Source organism: Pseudomonas lactucae (genome assembly GCF_036688725.1).
GTDB classification, from domain to species: domain Bacteria; phylum Pseudomonadota; class Gammaproteobacteria; order Pseudomonadales; family Pseudomonadaceae; genus Aquipseudomonas; species Aquipseudomonas lactucae.
In genome coordinates, this window is the sequence record NZ_JAQQPT010000009.1 from 66,373 (window position 1) to 84,443 (window position 18,071).

At 58.0% G+C, this 18,071-nt stretch carries 18 protein-coding genes and 1 pseudogene; 17 read left to right on the top strand and 2 right to left on the bottom strand.

Annotation, left to right across the window (positions count from 1 at the left end; translation table 11 throughout):
• Positions 1-8 precede the first annotated feature (8 nt).
• The 7 genes from V6M90_RS12185 to V6M90_RS12215 all read left to right on the top strand — a co-directional run bounded on the left by V6M90_RS12185 (position 9) and on the right by V6M90_RS12215 (position 7,466).
• A complete protein-coding gene (locus V6M90_RS12185; RefSeq protein ID WP_332846545.1) occupies positions 9-1,598 on the top strand; it encodes a ParB family protein in 1,590 nt (529 codons plus the stop codon).
• Entirely contained in the window at positions 1,595-2,143 is a 549-nt protein-coding gene (locus tag V6M90_RS12190) for a DUF2857 domain-containing protein (protein WP_017530160.1), read from the top strand. Before V6M90_RS12185 ends, V6M90_RS12190 begins: the two co-directional genes overlap by 4 nt.
• Entirely contained in the window at positions 2,140-3,327 is a 1,188-nt protein-coding gene (locus tag V6M90_RS12195; protein ID WP_332846546.1) for an STY4528 family pathogenicity island replication protein, read from the top strand. Before V6M90_RS12190 ends, V6M90_RS12195 begins: the two co-directional genes overlap by 4 nt.
• Before the next feature lie 222 nt (positions 3,328-3,549).
• Positions 3,550-4,305, top strand: a complete 756-nt coding sequence (locus V6M90_RS12200; protein WP_046035423.1) for a PFL_4669 family integrating conjugative element protein — start codon at positions 3,550-3,552, stop codon at positions 4,303-4,305.
• Positions 4,302-4,820 (top strand): DUF3158 family protein, encoded by a 519-nt coding sequence (locus V6M90_RS12205; protein ID WP_065942212.1) that lies wholly within the window; start codon positions 4,302-4,304, stop codon positions 4,818-4,820. The genes V6M90_RS12200 and V6M90_RS12205 overlap by 4 nt, the downstream gene beginning before the upstream one ends.
• On the top strand, positions 4,817-5,272 hold the full coding sequence (locus V6M90_RS12210) for a single-stranded DNA-binding protein (protein WP_065942211.1): 456 nt from the start codon (positions 4,817-4,819) through the stop codon (positions 5,270-5,272). The genes V6M90_RS12205 and V6M90_RS12210 overlap by 4 nt, the downstream gene beginning before the upstream one ends.
• Positions 5,273-5,498: 226 nt before the next feature.
• Entirely contained in the window at positions 5,499-7,466 is a 1,968-nt protein-coding gene (locus V6M90_RS12215; RefSeq protein ID WP_065942210.1) for a DNA topoisomerase III, read from the top strand.
• 43 nt (positions 7,467-7,509) lie between these two features.
• Here V6M90_RS12215 and V6M90_RS12220 read toward each other — a convergent pair whose 3' ends face one another.
• The gene (locus V6M90_RS12220; RefSeq protein WP_065942209.1) at positions 7,510-7,767 is read right to left on the bottom strand and encodes a hypothetical protein; all 258 of its coding nucleotides are present in this window, start codon (positions 7,765-7,767) and stop codon (positions 7,510-7,512) included.
• Positions 7,768-7,976: 209 nt separating this feature from the next.
• Between V6M90_RS12220 and V6M90_RS12225 the strand changes: the two genes are divergently transcribed.
• Positions 7,977-8,318 (top strand): helix-turn-helix domain-containing protein, encoded by a 342-nt coding sequence (locus tag V6M90_RS12225; RefSeq protein ID WP_065942208.1) that lies wholly within the window; start codon positions 7,977-7,979, stop codon positions 8,316-8,318.
• 537 nt (positions 8,319-8,855) lie between these two features.
• Here V6M90_RS12225 and V6M90_RS12230 read toward each other — a convergent pair.
• Positions 8,856-9,773: a LysR substrate-binding domain-containing protein gene (locus V6M90_RS12230; protein ID WP_332846628.1), complete on the bottom strand. Its 918-nt coding sequence runs from the start codon at positions 9,771-9,773 to the stop codon at positions 8,856-8,858.
• 194 nt (positions 9,774-9,967) lie between these two features.
• Here V6M90_RS12230 and V6M90_RS12235 point away from each other — a divergent pair, with 194 nt between their 5' ends.
• From V6M90_RS12235 to V6M90_RS12275, 9 genes and pseudogenes are all read left to right on the top strand, one after another.
• Entirely contained in the window at positions 9,968-10,717 is a 750-nt protein-coding gene (locus V6M90_RS12235; RefSeq protein WP_332846547.1) for an SDR family NAD(P)-dependent oxidoreductase, read from the top strand.
• Positions 10,718-10,817: 100 nt separating this feature from the next.
• Positions 10,818-12,116, top strand: a complete 1,299-nt coding sequence (locus V6M90_RS12240; protein WP_332846548.1) for an MFS transporter — start codon at positions 10,818-10,820, stop codon at positions 12,114-12,116.
• A gap of 17 nt (positions 12,117-12,133) precedes the next feature.
• Complete coding sequence (locus tag V6M90_RS12245; RefSeq protein WP_332846549.1) at positions 12,134-12,982, top strand: transketolase; 849 nt, start codon at positions 12,134-12,136, stop codon at positions 12,980-12,982.
• A complete protein-coding gene (locus tag V6M90_RS12250) occupies positions 12,979-14,001 on the top strand; it encodes a transketolase family protein (RefSeq protein ID WP_332846550.1) in 1,023 nt (340 codons plus the stop codon). The genes V6M90_RS12245 and V6M90_RS12250 overlap by 4 nt, the downstream gene beginning before the upstream one ends.
• A 60-nt stretch (positions 14,002-14,061) precedes the next feature.
• Positions 14,062-15,003 carry an alpha/beta hydrolase gene (locus tag V6M90_RS12255; protein ID WP_332846551.1) on the top strand — a complete coding sequence of 314 codons (942 nt, stop codon included), beginning with the start codon at positions 14,062-14,064 and terminating at the stop codon, positions 15,001-15,003.
• Positions 15,004-15,689: 686 nt separating this feature from the next.
• The gene (locus tag V6M90_RS12260) at positions 15,690-16,271 is read left to right on the top strand and encodes an STY4534 family ICE replication protein (protein ID WP_332846552.1); all 582 of its coding nucleotides are present in this window, start codon (positions 15,690-15,692) and stop codon (positions 16,269-16,271) included.
• Positions 16,272-16,341: 70 nt separating this feature from the next.
• Positions 16,342-16,599, top strand: a complete 258-nt coding sequence (locus V6M90_RS12265; protein ID WP_332846553.1) for a hypothetical protein — start codon at positions 16,342-16,344, stop codon at positions 16,597-16,599.
• Between the two features lie 100 nt (positions 16,600-16,699).
• Positions 16,700-17,195, top strand: a pseudogene (locus V6M90_RS12270) (JAB domain-containing protein).
• Between the two features lie 39 nt (positions 17,196-17,234).
• A complete protein-coding gene (locus V6M90_RS12275; RefSeq protein WP_332846629.1) occupies positions 17,235-17,987 on the top strand; it encodes a DUF5983 family protein in 753 nt (250 codons plus the stop codon).
• Positions 17,988-18,071: the final 84 nt, after the last annotated feature.

Genomic DNA, 18,071 nt, shown 5'->3' on the forward strand with positions numbered 1-18,071 from the left:
CGGTTGCGATGAAGAAGCTCAGTCAGGAGGAAATCACCGACAAGCTGCACCAGGACCACTTCACTCAAGGTCCTGGACTGGAGCGACTGTCCGATCCAGTCATCGACACTCCCATGCTGGTCACTCTGGAAGAGTTACGCCCCTACGAACACAATCCCCGCTTCATCCGTAATCCGCTGTATGAAGATATCAAAGCCTCGATCCGTGAACGCGGGCTGGATCAACCGCCATCGATTACCCGCCGCCCGGGTGAAACCTCTTTCATCATCCGCAACGGCGGTAATACGCGCCTGGCGATTCTCGGCGAGCTGTGGCAGGAAACTCGCGACGAGCGTTTCTTTCGGATTCACTGCCTGTTCCGACCTTGGAGCAATGAAACCAACGCCCTACTCGGCCATCTGGCGGAAAGCGATCTGCACGGCCAGCTCACGTTTATCGAACGGGCTCTGGCGGTAGCCAAACTCAAAACCATGCTGGAGTCTGATGGCCCACAGCTCTCACAACGGGAGCTGGCTCGACGTCTTGCTGCTGGAGGCTATCCGATTTCGCAATCGCATATCAGCCGCATGCTGGACACCCTCGAACACTTATTACCTGCCATTCCACAAACTCTGTATGCCGGCTTGGGTAAGCCACAGATAGAACGTCTGATCGGTCTACGTAGTCAGGCTGAGCGAACCTGGAACCGTTATCCAACCGCCACAGTCGCGTTTGCAGAGTTCTGGCTGGAAACCATGGGCTACTTCGATGGCGATCCTGAATCCTTTGATCTTGAGCAGATCCAGGACGAATTGCTCGAACGCATGAGCCACTTGCTCGGACAGTCCTACCGTATGCTGGCCCTGGAGCTGAGCGATACCCAAAGGGTCGTCTCCACGCCTGCGGCTGTCACCACCACGCCCTCAGAAAGCAGCCATCGGCCAAGCGTGCATGAAACTGCGGCAGAGTTGCCCTCCTCCGACACTCCCCCCGAATCAACTGATGCCAAGAGCAAGATAGAGCCAATTTCAGAAGAACAGCTCAGCGCACCCGAAACAAATACTTTACCAGCGGCCAGTCCTCGATCACGCGTTCAACAGATTCGTGAGCAAATCGATCGCGAGATAGCCACCGAAACGACGTCCCCAGTCGAAACCTGCCCAATCGACGACCTCTGGACCATCGCACCAACGCTGGATACGCCCGAACAACTGCGTTTAACCATTGCCGGACTGGCTCGGGAAATGGCGGCCTATGCCGGAGATGCCGAGAGCATCATTGATCAAAAGCTTGGCTTGGGCTTCACCCTAGACATTGAGCGACTTGATCTTTCAGCACCTCGCTCGACCGGCGTTCACCTAATGCTCCTGGCCCTGCTACGTGCTCAAGACGAGGTGAACTGGGAAGATCGCAAGCAAATACCTTCCGCACTGTTCGGGCAACTGTTGTTAGGGGTCTATCAACTCTATCTGCCAGATCGACCAGTCACGGACGTGGGGCTGGAACGACTGCCTGACAGTCTGTTAATTAAGCTGTTTCGCTTGATACGCCTGGCCCGGCGTCTAATCGACTTAACGCTCATCTCTGAAGACAAAAACTCACCGGAGGAGCTGAGATGAACTTGTCCTTCAATATGCTCAATCAAGCCATGCTAACCCAGGTACTGCACGAACTGCGCCTGGGCAACCTGCAACGCTGCAAGGCACTTGGACTGAGTGAGGATGACATCTTCGTGCTGCAATCCTTACCACCGACCACGTTATCGCGCCTGGCCCATGCCACAGTCCCTTGGCTTGAGGTCAAGATTGACTCGCCAGTGCTGCATCGTTTGATTGAACAAGCTGAACGCGACGAACAGAACGAACGGTTGATCAACCGAGCGCTCAAACTCGGCGCCAGCAGCACCATTATGTACCAGTGTTTTGGCTTGGCGCATTCAGAAACAGCCATGCGTCGGCGTCTACTCAAGATAGAAACTCGTAAAGGCCGCCCCCAACATTTAAGCGAAGCGCAGGAGCATGCGTTGTGGCAACGTTGGTGCCAAATACGAACAGAGGACGGCACCGAGGATAAACTCGACGCCATGATGATGCTTGCCGAAGAACAGCAGATCAGCTTGACTATCGTTTGGCAGCAAATCGACCAGTACAGCAACAAAACATGAATGTTGTTCCTGTCAGTCGCTGGCAACGTGTCCTGCAGCAATGCACACAGCAGCTGCATGAGCGCTGGCCAGCACGCCCTACCACTGAACAGCCCTCCAACCAGGCTCTACAGGCTGGCTTTCTGTTTAGTGGCCAATCACACGAAGTCGTGCCACGTCGGCTGCTGTTGGATAATCGGTTGACGCCATTGGAGCGAAATGCCTGGCAGGTATTTCGACTCATGCTGCAAGGCCAGGGCGTGGTCACGCCGCGCTATGAGGATTTGCAGCCTTACCTCTCGAGCGTGCCCTACGGTGCGTCAGCCTCGCGTGAAACCATTGCTCGCGTGTTGACGATGCTCAGGCTCACTCGTTGGCTCAGCTTGGTTAGCCGCGGTCGCGATCAAATCAGCGGGCGGCTACAATGTTCTTTGTATGTTCTGCACGATGAACCGTTAACCCCCGCCGAAGCCATGGAGCTCGATCAGGATTACCTAGACCTGGTCGGACATGCCCTCGGACATGCGACAAAGGCAGTACGTATTGTCGCTCAGCACATTGTGGAGGAGGTCCGACAGGACACGAACATCGATCAGGGTCGGTTACCGACGCGCCTGGACAGTTGGGGCGAACAGTGGGCGCAGCAAGGCTTGGATCAGCCACCCGGTGATGCATTCCACGATTCCGAACACGGGGAAGATCACCGCGTTCGGAATCGTGCAGGCCCTCGTTCGGATTCCGAATCAGGCTCGAACCCTAACGTTTCCGGCACCGTTCGGAATCCGAACGCTGCCTGTACTGTATTAAAAGAAAGTAAATGTACAGTACCGCGCGCGACCTCTACTGTGGATAACCTGCACTGGCCAACTTCGCTGCGCCTGAACCCAAGCGAACGTCAGGCCATCGCCGTGGCGCTAAACAAGCTCAACCCAGCGGATCAGCAGGTGGTGCTTAACGAAGCGGGGGCACGCTGTGCGGCCGGTGGTATACGCAAGCCAGCTGCCTATCTGATGGGCTTGGCCCAACGTGCGCTGAAGGGCGACTTTCGTCCTTGGGCAAGTCAGGCCGAACCATCACCCATCGCAGAACCGCCCCCAACCGCCCCCTCGCGGCCATCTCGAAAAAAGGGCGAACCTGCATCAGCCCTCGCCCAAGCGTGCCTAAACGAGCTGCGCCAACTGCGTGGAGGTAGTGGACGTCAGTAGATTTGATGCCAGTGGCATCAAATCCATAGAGTTCCAATCTACGAAAAATATCGGACCGAACCATGGATCGTTTAGGGAAACGCCTGGGCGTAGTTCCAATAAACGTAGACGTCAGGTATTTGCCCTCTCTCACCAAACCGAATAGACCGCATTCAGCTTTTTGGCTGTCCTTGACCCTCATCTGTCGCAACGTCCCGTCCAAGCCAATGCGAGGACAACACCATGGCCGATCACTATCAACTCAATCTGGGTTCATTGCGCAGCAGCATCACCCTGACCCTGCATACCCACCATGCAGCCCGTATCTGGCAAGGTCGAGCCGCACGCGAAGGCGTCCACTCGATTATGGGTATGGCCGGTTACATCAGTGTCACCAACCTGATCAAACAAACTGCGGCCCAGGACGATCCCTATGCCGATTGGGCCATCGTGCAGCTCGAAGAAAAACTGATGCAGGCAAAGGCTGGGATGGGAGAACTGACCCAACAACTGGACCGGATCAGACAGGACTTGCCGACTCAGATCGACATGGGGGACAACCTCAACATCCACCCCGTTACTTTGCCATTGTACATCGGTAGTCAGCTGGGTTTTCTAGCCGTCTACCTGCTGACCGATTACGACACTCTGGTACGCCATACCCTATTGGCCCATCACACCGCCTTGATCGGTCGAAGAGACATGGAAGCCTGGATCGACGACGGCGCCCACTTGTTACGCAGCCTGTTCGGTCAGGCGCAACGTTATCGACATGCTGGCGTTACACGCGATGATATGACCGCAAATAATGCCCGCGCCCTGGCGGCCGTAGAGAAGTATGGATTGCCCCCGATGGACATCCTTGAGGGTCATCGCCGTTCTCAGTTTGCGCCGCCGATCATTCGCCGTGGTGCTGTAGCAGTGGATGACGCTGACGCTTTGGCAGAGGTAGTGGACGGTCCGTCCGCGAGAGTAGATGAGTCGGAGGCTGATGCATGAATCCCATGATACCGATTCAACCAATGCCCTTCGAAGCGTTGACACCGGATGCCTATCGGCAGCTCGAACACGCTGCCTCCCTAAAAGGCCTTTTAAAACCTTTTAAGGGTAAGGGGGAGTTGGAGCACCTGGCGCAGGTGGCGAGGAAAATCGAGGCGCAGTTATGTCGCCTGATGGAGGCTGTCGTGCAGCAAGCCGGGGAGCCGCCGTACTCGCTATTGAAGATACGATTGGTGCTGCAGAAGACCAGTGCGGGCAGCACCTTTTTGCGTTGGCGTACCCGTGATTTTTCTCGCATGGGTGTGGCGGTTTGGGAACGTCAGGTCTCCAACAAAGCATTGCCGCAGATCGTACGAAAGGAATTGCACCGTTTCGAATGCGCGCGTATCGCACTAAACCTTCAGATGAGTGTGGTGCATTCGCTCTACCGCCAGGCTACGACCTGCGCGATTAAAATGGCCAGTGCCGAACAGTTGCTGCGCCAGTTCACACCCGCAGTGGAGAAAACACGATGAGTACTTTTTTCGTCGGCGAAGGCAATATCGGCAGTGCGCCAGAGTTCCAGGAGTTCGCCTCAGGCAATGACGAGCCACGGCGTTTGCTACGGCTGAATGTGTACTTCGACAACCCCATCCCACGCGAGGGCAGCTATGAAGATCGGGGCGGCTATTGGGCGCCGGTTGAGCTCTGGCACCGTGAGGCTGAACACTGGAGCACGCTGTACCAGAAAGGCATGCGCGTACTGGTCGAAGGTCGTACGGTGCGCGATGAGTGGGAGGACAGCGAAGACAATGCGCGGGTGACCTTCAAGATCGAGGCCCGTCGAGTCGGCATCCTGCCTCACCGGGTGCACAGCGTGGTGATGCGGGAACGCTCCAGTGAACCGACGGCCGCTCAAAATACTGAGCAGGCCAGCTCGCCGACGTCGAAACCCAAGAAACACAGAGGGCAATCACCTAAGGCCTGAACGACTTCAGGCATGAAAATTGCGCCTTTGCGCGAAGTTCCAGGCCTGTCATTGCTCGCTGCTCATGAAGTCCCCCACCAATTTACAAACGCTCCAAAGGTAGCAGCTTCAGCCCACTCAAAGCCGCCCTCACCGACTAATATGAGGAACCTGCCATTCGGGTTTCTCATATCTCGCCCCTGCTACTTCGAACAACGCTGCTCCGAACTCAATCCGGAGTAGTTATATGCGCCTCTTCCTCTGCGAAAAACCTTCCCAGGGTCGTGACATCGCCAAGGTTCTCGGAGCCACTCAGCGTGGCGATGGTTGCCTGATCGGCCCCGAGACAACTGTCACATGGTGTATCGGCCACCTACTGGAGACGGCCCCGCCTGAAGCCTACGGCACTCAATACAAGAACTGGTCGTTGGATCATCTACCGATCATTCCGGCGCAGTGGCAAGTGGAGGTCAAACCCAAGACTGCCGCGCAGTTCAAAATCATCAAACGCCTGCTCAGCGAAGCCACCACCGTTGTCATCGCAACCGACGCCGACCGCGAAGGTGAGATGATTGCCCGCGAATTATTGGAGCTCTGCCGGTACCAAGGCACTGTTCAGCGCCTCTGGCTGTCCGCACTCAACGAAGCATCGATTCTCAGGGCACTGACCTTGCTGAAGTCTGGTCAAGAGACCGTCCCGCTCTATCACTCGGCCCTCGCCCGTAGCCGTGCCGACTGGCTGATCGGCATGAACCTGAGTCGTTTGTTTACCCTTCTTGGTCGGCGGGCAGGCTACGACGGCGTTTTGTCAGTGGGACGCGTCCAGACACCCACCTTACGTCTGGTGGTCGATCGGGATCGTGCGATTGCCGGCTTCGTCCCGATGCCTTACTGGAACGTTGAAGTTCAGCTATCGTCGATGGGCCAGCGACTCATCGCGTCGTGGTTACCGCCATGCTCAGGACAGGACGAGCCGGGGCGTTGCCTACAACAAGTGCTTGCCCATCAAGCGGTCCAAACAATCACCGACGAGAAGTCCGCCACGGTAATCTCGTTACATACTGAGCATTTCCGAGAACCGCCGCCCCTGCCCTTCGACCTGAGCACACTGCAAGAAGTCTGTTCACGCAAGTTGGGACTCGGCGCTCAGGAAACGCTGAACATCGCTCAAGCCTTGTATGAAACCCACAAAGCCACCAGCTATCCGCGCAGCGATTGCCGCTATTTACCAGAGAGCATGTTCAACGAGGTCGCCGCGGTATTCGATGCCCTGCTCAGAATGGATCCCGCATTGCGCCCAGCGCTCGGAAGCGTCGATCGATCATTGCGCTCACGAGCATGGAACGATGGCAAGGTCACTGCGCACCACGCCATTATCCCCACCACCGAGCCGGCGAATCTCACACGGATGTCCGAACAAGAGCGCCAAGTCTACGAGCTGATTCGTAGCCACTACCTCGCGCAATTTCTGCCGCATCACGAGTTTGATCGAACCCAGGTCGAACTGGAGTGTGGCGAAGAACGGTTAACCGCTGTTGGCAAACAGATCCTGGTTTTGGGCTGGAAAGGCTTACTCTCCGACAACCCCGAAGACGATGAACCCGGTCAAAAGACCCAGGTGTTGCCCGCCCTACAACAGGGTAGCCAGTGCACAGTGGACGACGTCGAGCTAAAGTCCATGCGCACCGCTGCGCCCAAACCGCTCACCGAGGGTGATCTGATCAGGGCGATGAAAAATGTGGCCAAGCTGGTCAACGACCCGCGTCTGAAACAGAAACTTCGGGACACCACCGGTATCGGCACCGAAGCCACGCGAGCCGGCATCATCAAGGGGTTGATTGATCGCGGTTATTTGTTGAAGAAAAAACGTGCCTTAACGGCCTCCGCAGCGGCCCATACCCTGATCGAAGCAGTACCCGCTGCAGTCGCCGATCCGGGTATGACAGCGATCTGGGAGCAAGCTCTGGATGAAATCGAAGCGGGACGTCTGACCTTGGATGCATTCGTTGCCAATCAGGCGCACTGGGTTACGCATCTGATCGCAAACTGCGGAGCGCTCACTTTATCGGTACCGGTCGAAGCCGGGCCGGCTTGCCCTAATTGCAATGCCTCAATGCTCAGGCGTAAGGGAAAAACAGGGCCGTTCTGGTCATGCTCCCAGTACCCGGACTGCAAAGGTACTGTGCCGATCAGCAAAGATACGCGTCGTCCATGAGGCGCCATTGGCGTTCATATGAGATTTGGGGGTGATATGCGGGTCAGTGCATCATCAACGGCGCCTGCTCCTTCTCCAAGTCGCTTAGCGGTCGTCCGATTTCACGGGCCAAGGCGATGCCTGTCGCTATCCATATCTGCCCCAGCTCGTTGAACGCTTTCAGGTGAGCAGGATCTTCGTTAAGCCAATGAACAAGGCTGTCGCGGTGTTCAGGGTTATCAGGGCAGTCATGGACCTTGATGAACAGCTCCAGTGTTCGATCCCAGATCAGGTCCATGTCGTGCTCTCGCTGCTCATCCATGCTCAACCTTGCCTCCATTTGGTCCTATCAGACCGCTCAGTCTCACTGGTCACTACGGGATCTGATTCCTGGAGGAACACATGTCACGTCGCGACAAACAGATATTTCAGTCAATATAACAACCCTAAAAGTCGATACTCAACCGTTAAGGATGTTCATGTCAATGGGTCTTTGCTCAACCATTCGGGTTGAATTGGAGAACTCATCACTTGGCACATAAACATCCAACCCAAGCCCAAATCGGACGCATGATCGCGAAACACCGCACCCAGCGTAATCTGACCCAGGAAGAGGTGGCAGAACGCCTGGGAATCGGCAGCGAAGCCATTTCGCGCCTTGAGCGGGGTGTGGTGGAGCTCTCCGTGGTCAAGCTGATGCAGTTAGCAGATATTTTCGACTGCCGAATGGATGAACTGCTGACGGAGTCGAGCAATCGCCCCAACGACCAGGGCCAGATGATCGCGGGCCTGCTGAGCGGCCTGCAAGAAAGCGACCGTGCCTTTATCCTGACGACCGTCAAACAGCTGGCCGCTCATCTCAGTAGCAAATAACCGCTTCGTCCACTGGCTTGACTTCGTCACACCCGCTCTGCTGTAGTGCCTCAGGATCATCGCTTACGGCGACCCAAGACCGATTCGCTCCGGGTAGCTCGGTCGGACTCCCTGAGTTCGGAGCCTTCTCTTCTGCGGAATTTCATTCCCGTTTTGTGCTCGACCGTATCAATGTGGCGGATGACCACTGTTGCCTCTGCCAGGCAGCAGCGGTCATCCGCTACGGCGATCGCATTCAGTCCCGGAGCCCACCGGGGAAACACTGGGCACCGTTTGTGCGCGGATGCGTGCCAGCATGTTCCGACCCAGGCCACGACAAGGGTCGGTTGGTGAATCATGGCGCAGTCAAACCAAGTTTTGCGAGGAGCTTGTCTACTGCGTCTGCCGCCAAAAGTGGCATCTTCTATTCTTTGCCTGGCGCTCCGCCAGGCTTACTCTTCTTTCCAGTTCCGGTGCTAGATCCTTTTCGGACCCTTCAAAGGAACTAAAGCGGTCCATAAATATAAAAACAAGGTTGTAAAGCTTGCCTCCTCCCGCTCAATACGCAAAACCCTGGCCCAATTCACTCTCCATCCACTCCAGGAAACGCCGCACCCGCGGGAAGCTGGAGTGCGCTTTCGGAAACACCAGATGGTGCGCAGCCACTGGCGCGCTAAGTGCTTCTGGGGCCACTTCGATCAAGCTGCCGGAAGCCAGATACTTCTTGGCGAGCAAGGTACTTTCCAAGGCAAACCCCAACCCATGGCTGGCCGCTTCCAGCGACATGTACGAGCGGTCGAAACTCAATGCGTAAGGCTTCTCCGGACGCGCCAGGCCATGCTGGGCGAAACATTGCGGCCATTTGAGCAGCGTGGCTTCGGAAAGCACCAGGTCGCAATCCAGCAGATCGGACGCACGGCGGATCGGGCATTGCGCGAGCAATTTCGGCGATGCGAGTACGGCGAAGGTTTCGTTCTGGACGGTGCGGACTTCGTAACTCGGCCAGTTTGCGGTGCCGTGACGAATGTCCACGTCAATCTTGTCCCGGCTGAAATGCAGCGACTCGTAGGAACACGACAGATTGATCTGGATATCAGGGTTGCACGTGCGAAAAGCTTCCAGCCTTGGCATCAGCCACAACAATCCGAAGCTCGGTGCCGAATGCAGCCGCAGGCAGTCCAGGCTCACGTCGCTGGCTGCGCGCTCGGTGGCAACGGCCAGGCTGTGGAGCACCCCGGAGACTTCCTTGAGGTACTGCTCCCCCACCGGCGTAAGCGTGACGCCCCGGGCGGCACGGACAAATAATTGCCGGCCAATCATGGCTTCAAGTTTCGCCAGTTGATGACTGACCGCAGAAGGCGTCAGGTCCAGCACTTCCGCAGCCCGGGCGACGTTATTGAATCTGGCCGTTTGTTCAAACGCCTGAATCGCTTTCAGCGGTGGGAGGATCAAAGGGGCATCGACATCAGTACGCATGGCAGTTCGCTCCGCAACAAGTCCCATGATTGTTGAGCTTTTTCGTAAAAGCTGCCAGCCGTGAACGACCCAGTGCTGAATTTTTTTCAGCACTGAATGATTTTTAGGCCATTGCTCAGCCAAGGAGCAAAGAAGAAGCTGAGTCATCGGTTTTTTCCGAATCGACTCATAAAAATAATTCGAGGTAATCCTCCATGCTTCTTCAAGGCAAAGTCGCCATCATTACCGGCGCCGCATCCGCCCGTGGCATTGGCCGCGCCACCGCTACCACGTTCGCGCAGCACGGTGCTCGCGTGGTGATTCTCGACCTGGACGAATCCGCCGCACGGGACGCCGCCAACGCCCTGGGCGAAGGCCACGTGGGTCTTGCGGCCAACGTCGCGGATGAAGCCCAGGTCCGACGGGCCGTTGCTAAAGTCATCGAGTATTTCGGCCGAATCGACATTCTCATTAACAACGCCGGCATTACCCAACCGCTCAAGACCCTCGATATCCGTCCTTCCGATTACGACAAGGTCTTGGACGTCAGCCTGCGCGGCACCCTGCTCATGTCGCAGGCGGTGATCCCGCTGATGCGCGAGCAGCAGGGTGGCAGCATTGTTTGCATGTCCTCGGTCTCCGCCCAACGGGGTGGCGGCATCTTTGGCGGGCCGCATTACAGCGCCGCCAAGGCCGGCGTACTGGGCCTGGCCAAGGCGATGGCCCGGGAGTTGGGCCCGGACAAGGTCCGGGTCAACTCCATTGCTCCAGGCTTGATCCACACCGATATCACCGGTGGCCTCATGCAGGATGAGCGACGGCACGCGATCATCGACGGCATTCCGCTAGGCCGCCTCGGTGAAGCCCAGGACGTCGCTAACGCCGCCCTGTTCCTGGCCAGCGATTTATCCTCTTACCTGACGGGCACCACCTTGGATGTGAACGGCGGAATGCTGATTCACTGACGCACCTGGGCGGGCCAGCGCGGCCCGTGCGGTTCTGGATCGACGACGCCAGCCGGGCCTACGGACCTGGCGGTCAATAAAAACAAGAGATCAGACCATCATGACAACTTTGTCGCTCGAAGCGGTTTCGACCGTGCGCTCCAATGCCTACCGGAAAACAGCCTGGCGGCTGATGCCTTTCCTGATGCTGTGCTATCTGTGCGCCTACCTGGATCGGGTCAATGTCGGCTTTGCCAAGCTGCAGATGATGAACGATCTGGCACTCAGTGAAACCGTCTACGGGCTGGGCGCCGGCATGTTCTTCATCGGCTACTTCCTCTGCGAGGTGCCCAGCAACATCATCCTGCATAAGGTCGGTGCTCGCGTGTGGATCGCGCGGATCATGATCACCTGGGGCATTATTTCGGCGCTGTTCGCTTTCGTCGAAACCGCCTGGCAGTTCTATGCCCTGCGCTTTCTGCTCGGCGTCGCCGAAGCGGGCCTCGCGCCCGGGCTGCTTTTGTATCTCACCTACTGGTTCCCGTCTTATCGGCGTGCCCGCATGACGGTGCTCTGGTTCATCGCCATCCCGCTGTCGGGCATGGTGGGCGGGCCTCTCTCCGGCTGGATCATGAACCACTCCGCTGGTGTGCATGGCTGGGCCGGCTGGCAGTGGATGTTCGTGCTCGAAGCGATTCCCACCGTCATTGTCGGGTTGCTGGTATTGAGTTATCTCAAGGATGGCGTCCACCAGGCCACGTGGCTGGACGACGATGAGAAAGCGCTGATCAGCCGTGAACTGGCCGAAGACGACCAACAGAAAGTCACCCATACCTCGGTAGGCGAGTTCATCCGTGACCGCCGTCTGTGGCTGCTGGCAGGCATTTATTTCTGCGTGGTCATGGGCCAGTACGCCATCACCTTCTGGCTGCCGACGCTGGTGCGCAACGCTGGGGTTTCCGATCCCCTGCACATCGGTTTCCTGACCAGCCTGCCCTACCTTTGCGCAATTGCCGCCATGCTGCTGATCGGTCGCAGCGGCGACAAACATCGCGAGCGGCGCTGGCACTTGATCGGACCGATGATCGCCGGTGCCATCGGACTGACACTCGCGGCGCTGCTGGGTGGCAACATCTTGCTGTCGATCCTGAGCCTGTGCCTGGCGGCGTCCGGCATCCTGTCCGCGTCCTCAATGTTCTGGATGCTGCCCACCACCTTGCTCGGTGGTGTGTCGGCTGCCGCCGGGATCGCCGCCGTCAACAGTTTCGCCAATCTCGCCGGCTTCTGCTCACCCTACCTGATCGGCTGGATCACCACGCAGACCGGCTCCAGCGCCATCGGCATGTACCTGATCACCGGCGTGTTGCTGGGGGGTGCCTTGCTGGTATTGCGCATTCCCGCCGCGTTGGTCAATCGTTGAGTAATCGGAGTTCTACCATGACAGCCCCTGTTCCCTACGTCTCATCCACGCCGCTGACCGAGCGCGCCCATAACATCCGCCGCCACGCACTGCGCATGGGACAAGTCCAGGGCCAAGGCTATGTCGGCCAGGCCCTCGGCGCCGCCGATCTGCTCGCCGTCGCGTATTTCCACGCCATGAACTATCGGCCCGAAGATCCTGAGTGGGAGGAACGCGACCGCTTCTACCTCTCCATCGGTCACTACGCGATTGCGTTGTATGCGGCCCTGATCGAAGCCGCAATCATCCCGCTCGACGAGCTGGAAACCTACGGCGCCGACGACAGCCGGCTACCGATGTCCGGCATGGCCGCCTACACGCCGGGCATGGAAATAACCGGCGGTTCCCTCGGCCAGGGTTTGGGCATCGCCGTCGGCGCCTGCCTGGGCCTTAAACGCAAAGGCTCGCCGGCTTTCGTCTATAACCTGCTGTCCGACGGTGAACTGAACGAAGGTTCGACCTGGGAAGCGGTGATGTCGGCGTCGCATTGGAAACTCGACAATCTGATCGCCATCGTCGACGTCAACAATCAGCAGGCCGATGGTTATTCCAGCGAAATCCTCTCGTTCGAGCCGATCGTTGACCGCTGGCAAGCGTTTGGCTGGTTTACCCAGCGCGTCGATGGCAACGATCTGGATGCACTGGTCGCGGCATTCGATGCCGCGCGTAACCACCCCGCCAGCCAGCCTCGGGTGATCATCTGCGATACCCGCATGGGCAAGGGTGTGCCGTTTCTGGAAAACCGGGAAAAAACCCATTTCATCCGCGTCGAAGAACACGAGTGGGACCTGGCGCTGAACAACCTCGAAGAAGGAAAACACCCATGAGCAACGCCGCCAACACACCGACTTCGACGGGCGAACCGGCGAAAAAGCGCCTGACCACGTCAGCGATGATCGCCTCGATTGCCGCTGAAGGCCAGCCCACGAAATCCGCGCCATTCGGGCATGCACTGGCCGCATTGGCGGATGAGCGCCCGGACATAATCGGGCTGTCCGCCGACCTGTCCAAGTACACCGACTTGCACATCTTCGCCAAAGCCCATCCGGAGCGTTTCTACCAGATGGGCATGGCCGAGCAATTGCTGATGAGCGCGGCGGCGGGCATGGCCCGGGAAGGCTTCCTGCCGTTCGCGACGACCTACGCGGTGTTCGCCTCCCGTCGTGCCTACGACTTCATTTGCATGGCGATTGCCGAGGAAAACCTCAACGTCAAGATCGTCTGCGGTTTGCCGGGGCTCACCACCGGTTACGGCCCAAGCCACCAAGCCACGGACGACCTGGCGATCTTCCGCGCCATGCCCAACCTGATGATCGTCGACCCCTGCGACGCGCTGGAAATCGAACAGGCAGTGCCGGCTATTGCCGCGCATAAAGGCCCGGTCTACATGCGTTTGTTGCGCGGCAACGTACCCTTGGTGTTGGACGAGTACGGCTACACCTTCGAGATCGGCAAGGCCAAGACCCTGCGCACCGGCAATGACGTGCTGATCGTTTCCACCGGGTTGATGACAATGCGTGCACTGGAAGCCGCCAAGCAACTGCAGACAGACGGCGTGGATGTCGCGGTGCTGCACATGCCGACCATCAAGCCGCTGGATCAACACACCCTGCTCGCCGAAGCCAGAAAGCCCGGACGGCTGGTGGTGACCGCAGAAAACAGCTCCATCATCGGCGGGCTGGGCGAAGCGGTTGCCGGGGTGCTGCTGCGCAATGGGGTGACGCCGACATTCAGGCAGATCGCCTTGCCGGATGCCTTCCTTGACGCGGGCGCATTGCCGACGCTCCATGACCGCTACGGCATTTCGACCCAGGCCGTTTGCGCACAAATCAAAGCCTGGCTGTAATGGCAAAGCCCAGGGCACTGGCAAAAGTGCCCTGCGGCTAGACGCAAAGGGAGCGCTATTTTGAAGCCAGATGAACTGCTCGATCCAGCATTCCAGGGTCTCGTGGCATCGGGTGAGGAGCAATGGTCGCTGAGCTCGCTGCCAGCCATCCGCGCCCGAGTCCATTCAACCTTCAAACCCGAGCACAGCGCGCGGTGCGAGGTCTGCTGGATCACAGGCACCGATGCCGAACGCCTGCGCCTGTGTCTCTACCGACCGAAAGAACACCCGCGAAACGCGATCTTGCCAGCGATCCTGTACATGCATGGCGGAGGTTTCGTATTGGGGAAACCCGAGATGGCAGACGACTGCCTGGCCGGGTTGGCCGAGGCGTCGGGTGCGATCATCGTTGCGGTGGATTATCGACTGGCGCCCGAACATCCTTTCCCAGCGCCCCTCGACGATTGCTACACCGCCCTCGCCTGGCTGCTTGCAAACCATCGCGACCTGAGCCTCGACCCCCAGCGTGTCGTGATCATGGGCCACAGCGCCGGCGGCGGGCTTGCCGCAGCATTGTCCATCATGGCCCGCGACAGGGGCCAATATTCACTCGCCGGCCAAGTGCTGATCTACCCCATGCTCGACCACCGCACAGGCTCGGGACAATCGCCCTACCCGAGCCGGGGCACTGACACGTTCAGCTGGTTGCCGGCGCCCAATCAGTTCTGCTGGGATTGCCTTCGCGGTGGCTACACGGACGATGAGTGTGTCGGTCTGTTTTCACCCGCCCTGCAACCCAACCTGCGCAACCTGCCCCCTACCTTCATCTCGGTCGGTTCACAGGACCTGTTCCTTGAAGAAGATGTCGATTTCGCAATAAGGTTGTCTCGGGCAGGTGTAGCCATGGAACTTCATGCCTACACCGGGGCGCCGCACATGTTCGACCAGGTTCCCGGGCGTATCACCGATCAACTCGCGCTCGACGTCACCCGGGCGTTGAAAGAATTCCTGAGAAAGAGATGAACAGCGGACTAGGAATGGAGACCCTGTTAGTTGATGTCGAGCCACGGGGGGGGGGGGATGCCCTGCGGAACTCCGTATCTGGCGACGGCCCAGTGTCCGCGCGTTGGAGTGGAGTACGTGCCCGCCAATGCCTGTTCGACCACCCGCACGGCGCAGTTGCAGACTTGCTCGATGTAGATCACCCTCGAAACAGTGATGGCTTTGGCCGCTAACTCCAAGTTGGCGCCCGCTAGCCAGATAGCCTGTGCTTGCCGCACGTTTTTTTTCAGACCAGTAACAGCTACTGCGTTCCGGTCTTAAAAAATCAGTATGCAGCGTCTTGACCCTCCCCTGTGACAGGCTTATACAAAGGGCGTGGTTTGCTGTCGTTGACAGCCCAGCCCAGGTAGCTTGAACCTTCAAGGCTACGCCACGCTCGTGGTGGTTTACCCAAGTGCGATCAGCATTCGGAGGCTCGCACGATTACCGCTTCAGCGGTGATGAATGCCCACTACCCTAGATCCGCAAACCTGCTGCGGATTCCTCCTCGCCTGCACCGCTATCCTCCAGGCGCATCGATCTGATGGTCATCGGCTTGTCGGTGGCGTGTCTTTCATCGCTCGCCTTTATCTTACCCACCCTGACGGGGCTCACTACCCCGTCAGGGGCTGTGCGTCGCCGTTTTCCCGTGAAATAGGAGAACCACCATGGCCCACGCCAACCAATCCCAAGAAGCGACCACTTACTTCAATCTGCACACCGTCGGTATCGGCTACCTCAACCGTGTCCGCGAAGTACAAGTCCGCCGCGGCCAGCCGTTCATGGCCTGCGATATCGCGGCTCTGCACGGTGCCACCGATGCAGTGGAATACACCCGTTTCGACTGCAAAGTCGCAGGGGGCGAAGCTGAACGTTTGATTCGCCTCTATATGGACGCCGTCAAAGCCGAGAAAAAGGTCTTGCTGTCGTTCCGTATCGGCGACCTGTGGATTGACCCATTTCTCTATGAGAAAGGCGATAAACAAGGCCAACCGGGCGCCAGCCTGAAAGGTCGTCTGCTGTACATCGACTGGATCAAGGTCAACGGCACGTTCGATTACAAAGCGCCTGCCAGGCAGGAGGCAACAGCACCTGCTGAGCAAGCGCCAAACAGTCAGCCATCCCCAACGTCGGCTGATATCGAAGCTGAGGATACCGACAACCCAACAAAGTCCAGGATTGAGCCTGAATCTGCACCCACTCCCCGCACGGCCCGCCGTGTCACTACACGTACTGTTCAGTCCGCCTGAACAATCCACGATGTTTACATCAAGGCGCTCAATCGAGCGCCTTTTCTTCAATCAGCACAGGAGAACCCATATGGAATCCTTCTGGCTTTGCGACGATTGCCTGTTCGCTGCGGCTTACGAGGACTACAGCACGTTATCGCTCTACTACACGACAGATGAGATCGCGAAACGCGTTGCTGGCCTCCATCTTGGGCTGGCTCGGCTAATGCCCATCAGTGCCGACTTCGATCTCGAAACTGGTCGCGGAATAAGAACCTTCTCCCCATTGCCCTGCGACGGTTGCGATTCACACCTGCACGGACAACGCCACCGATTCACTCGGCTGTAAACAGCGCGTCATCGGGCAATGCCCGTGACTCTATATCCACCTCGGGGACGCCACTCCCCTCGGGGGTGTACCCCCGGATTGTTCCCTTCGGAGGTACCCCATGAGCACCCCACTCACCCTGATTGAAGCGTCGGATGTCGAGGCTGATCGTATCGCCCAGGAAAACCAGCTGATCGACGAAGCGCTGCATATTCTGGATCGTCGGCTGTTCACCCGCGGCCCCGGCCTGACGTCACCTGACTCCGTGGCTTCATATCTAAAACTGCATGTTGCCCCCCAAGAGCATGAAATCTTCGGTGTGATTTTTCTCGATGCCCGCCATCGCGTTCTGGCGTTCGAGATCCTCTTTCACGGCAGCATCGAAGGCGCCAGTGTTTATCCCCGCCAGGTCGTCAAGCGCTCCCTCGCACATAACGCAGCAGCCGCCATTTTTGTCCACAACCACCCCTCGGGTTGCACGGAACCCAGCCAGGCAGACCGCGTCTTGACCGCACGGTTGAAGGAGGCCTTGGCCTTGATCGAGGTTCACGTACTGGATCACTTCATCGTGGGTGAAGGTCCGCCCACTTTCTCTTGCCGAATACGGTTGGCTTTAACCGTTACAGGCGCCTTCGGGCGCCTTGTTCATTTTCATCCTGGAGAATACTCATGAACTCCACTACCCAAACACCAGACATGCTGGGGACCTCAAATTCGTCCGCGGCTATGACAATCTATCTATCGAACGACTGCTACTGATCACCTACGCAAACGACTGCCCGCCCTGCTTTCGCTCCATACACCGCTCACAAGCTCATCTACTCGACGATGCGCTGGAACTGTTCGCATGCCTGTTCAACGACGACTTCGCTCTGACCAGCGAGGGTCAGGCCATTCCGGATGAATTGGATGAACACTTCAAGTCCACCGGGCTGGTGCGGCAAGTGATCTATGCCGTGACGGGCGAAATGCTCAACGAACGACATCATGTCGGTGACCTTTACTCCCTGGAAGAAGCCCAAGCCATGGTCCATCGTTTGAGCTTCGACACAGGACACTACAGTCGAGCCTGGGAGATCAGTACCGCACACCTCACTGAAGAAGCATTGCGCTACTTGGAACACCGGGCGGGCTATTTCGACTCTAGCCCAACCGGACTGCTGTTCGAACCCTTTGCCCTGAAGGACTGCAATGGCGTCGGGTGTAAGCTGATCGGCACGCCCTGGACCGACGAGAACCTGGTGAAGATCGAGGACCGTCCTTACGCATCGCTGAGGCAGGAGCAGCTCGACGCTGGCACACCGGAAGCCCTGGTCAACCTGCTGTATCTGGCTGCACTGGCCGATGTGCGATTGTTGATTTTCGACCCCGACGCCGACGTCTTGGATGGGCTCGCGATTTTTGAATAGCAACGCGTTCAGCGTTAACACGACCCGCCTTGAATCAACTTACTCACTGAATCGCTCCTTCACCTCATGTCAGGTTCTGCACTG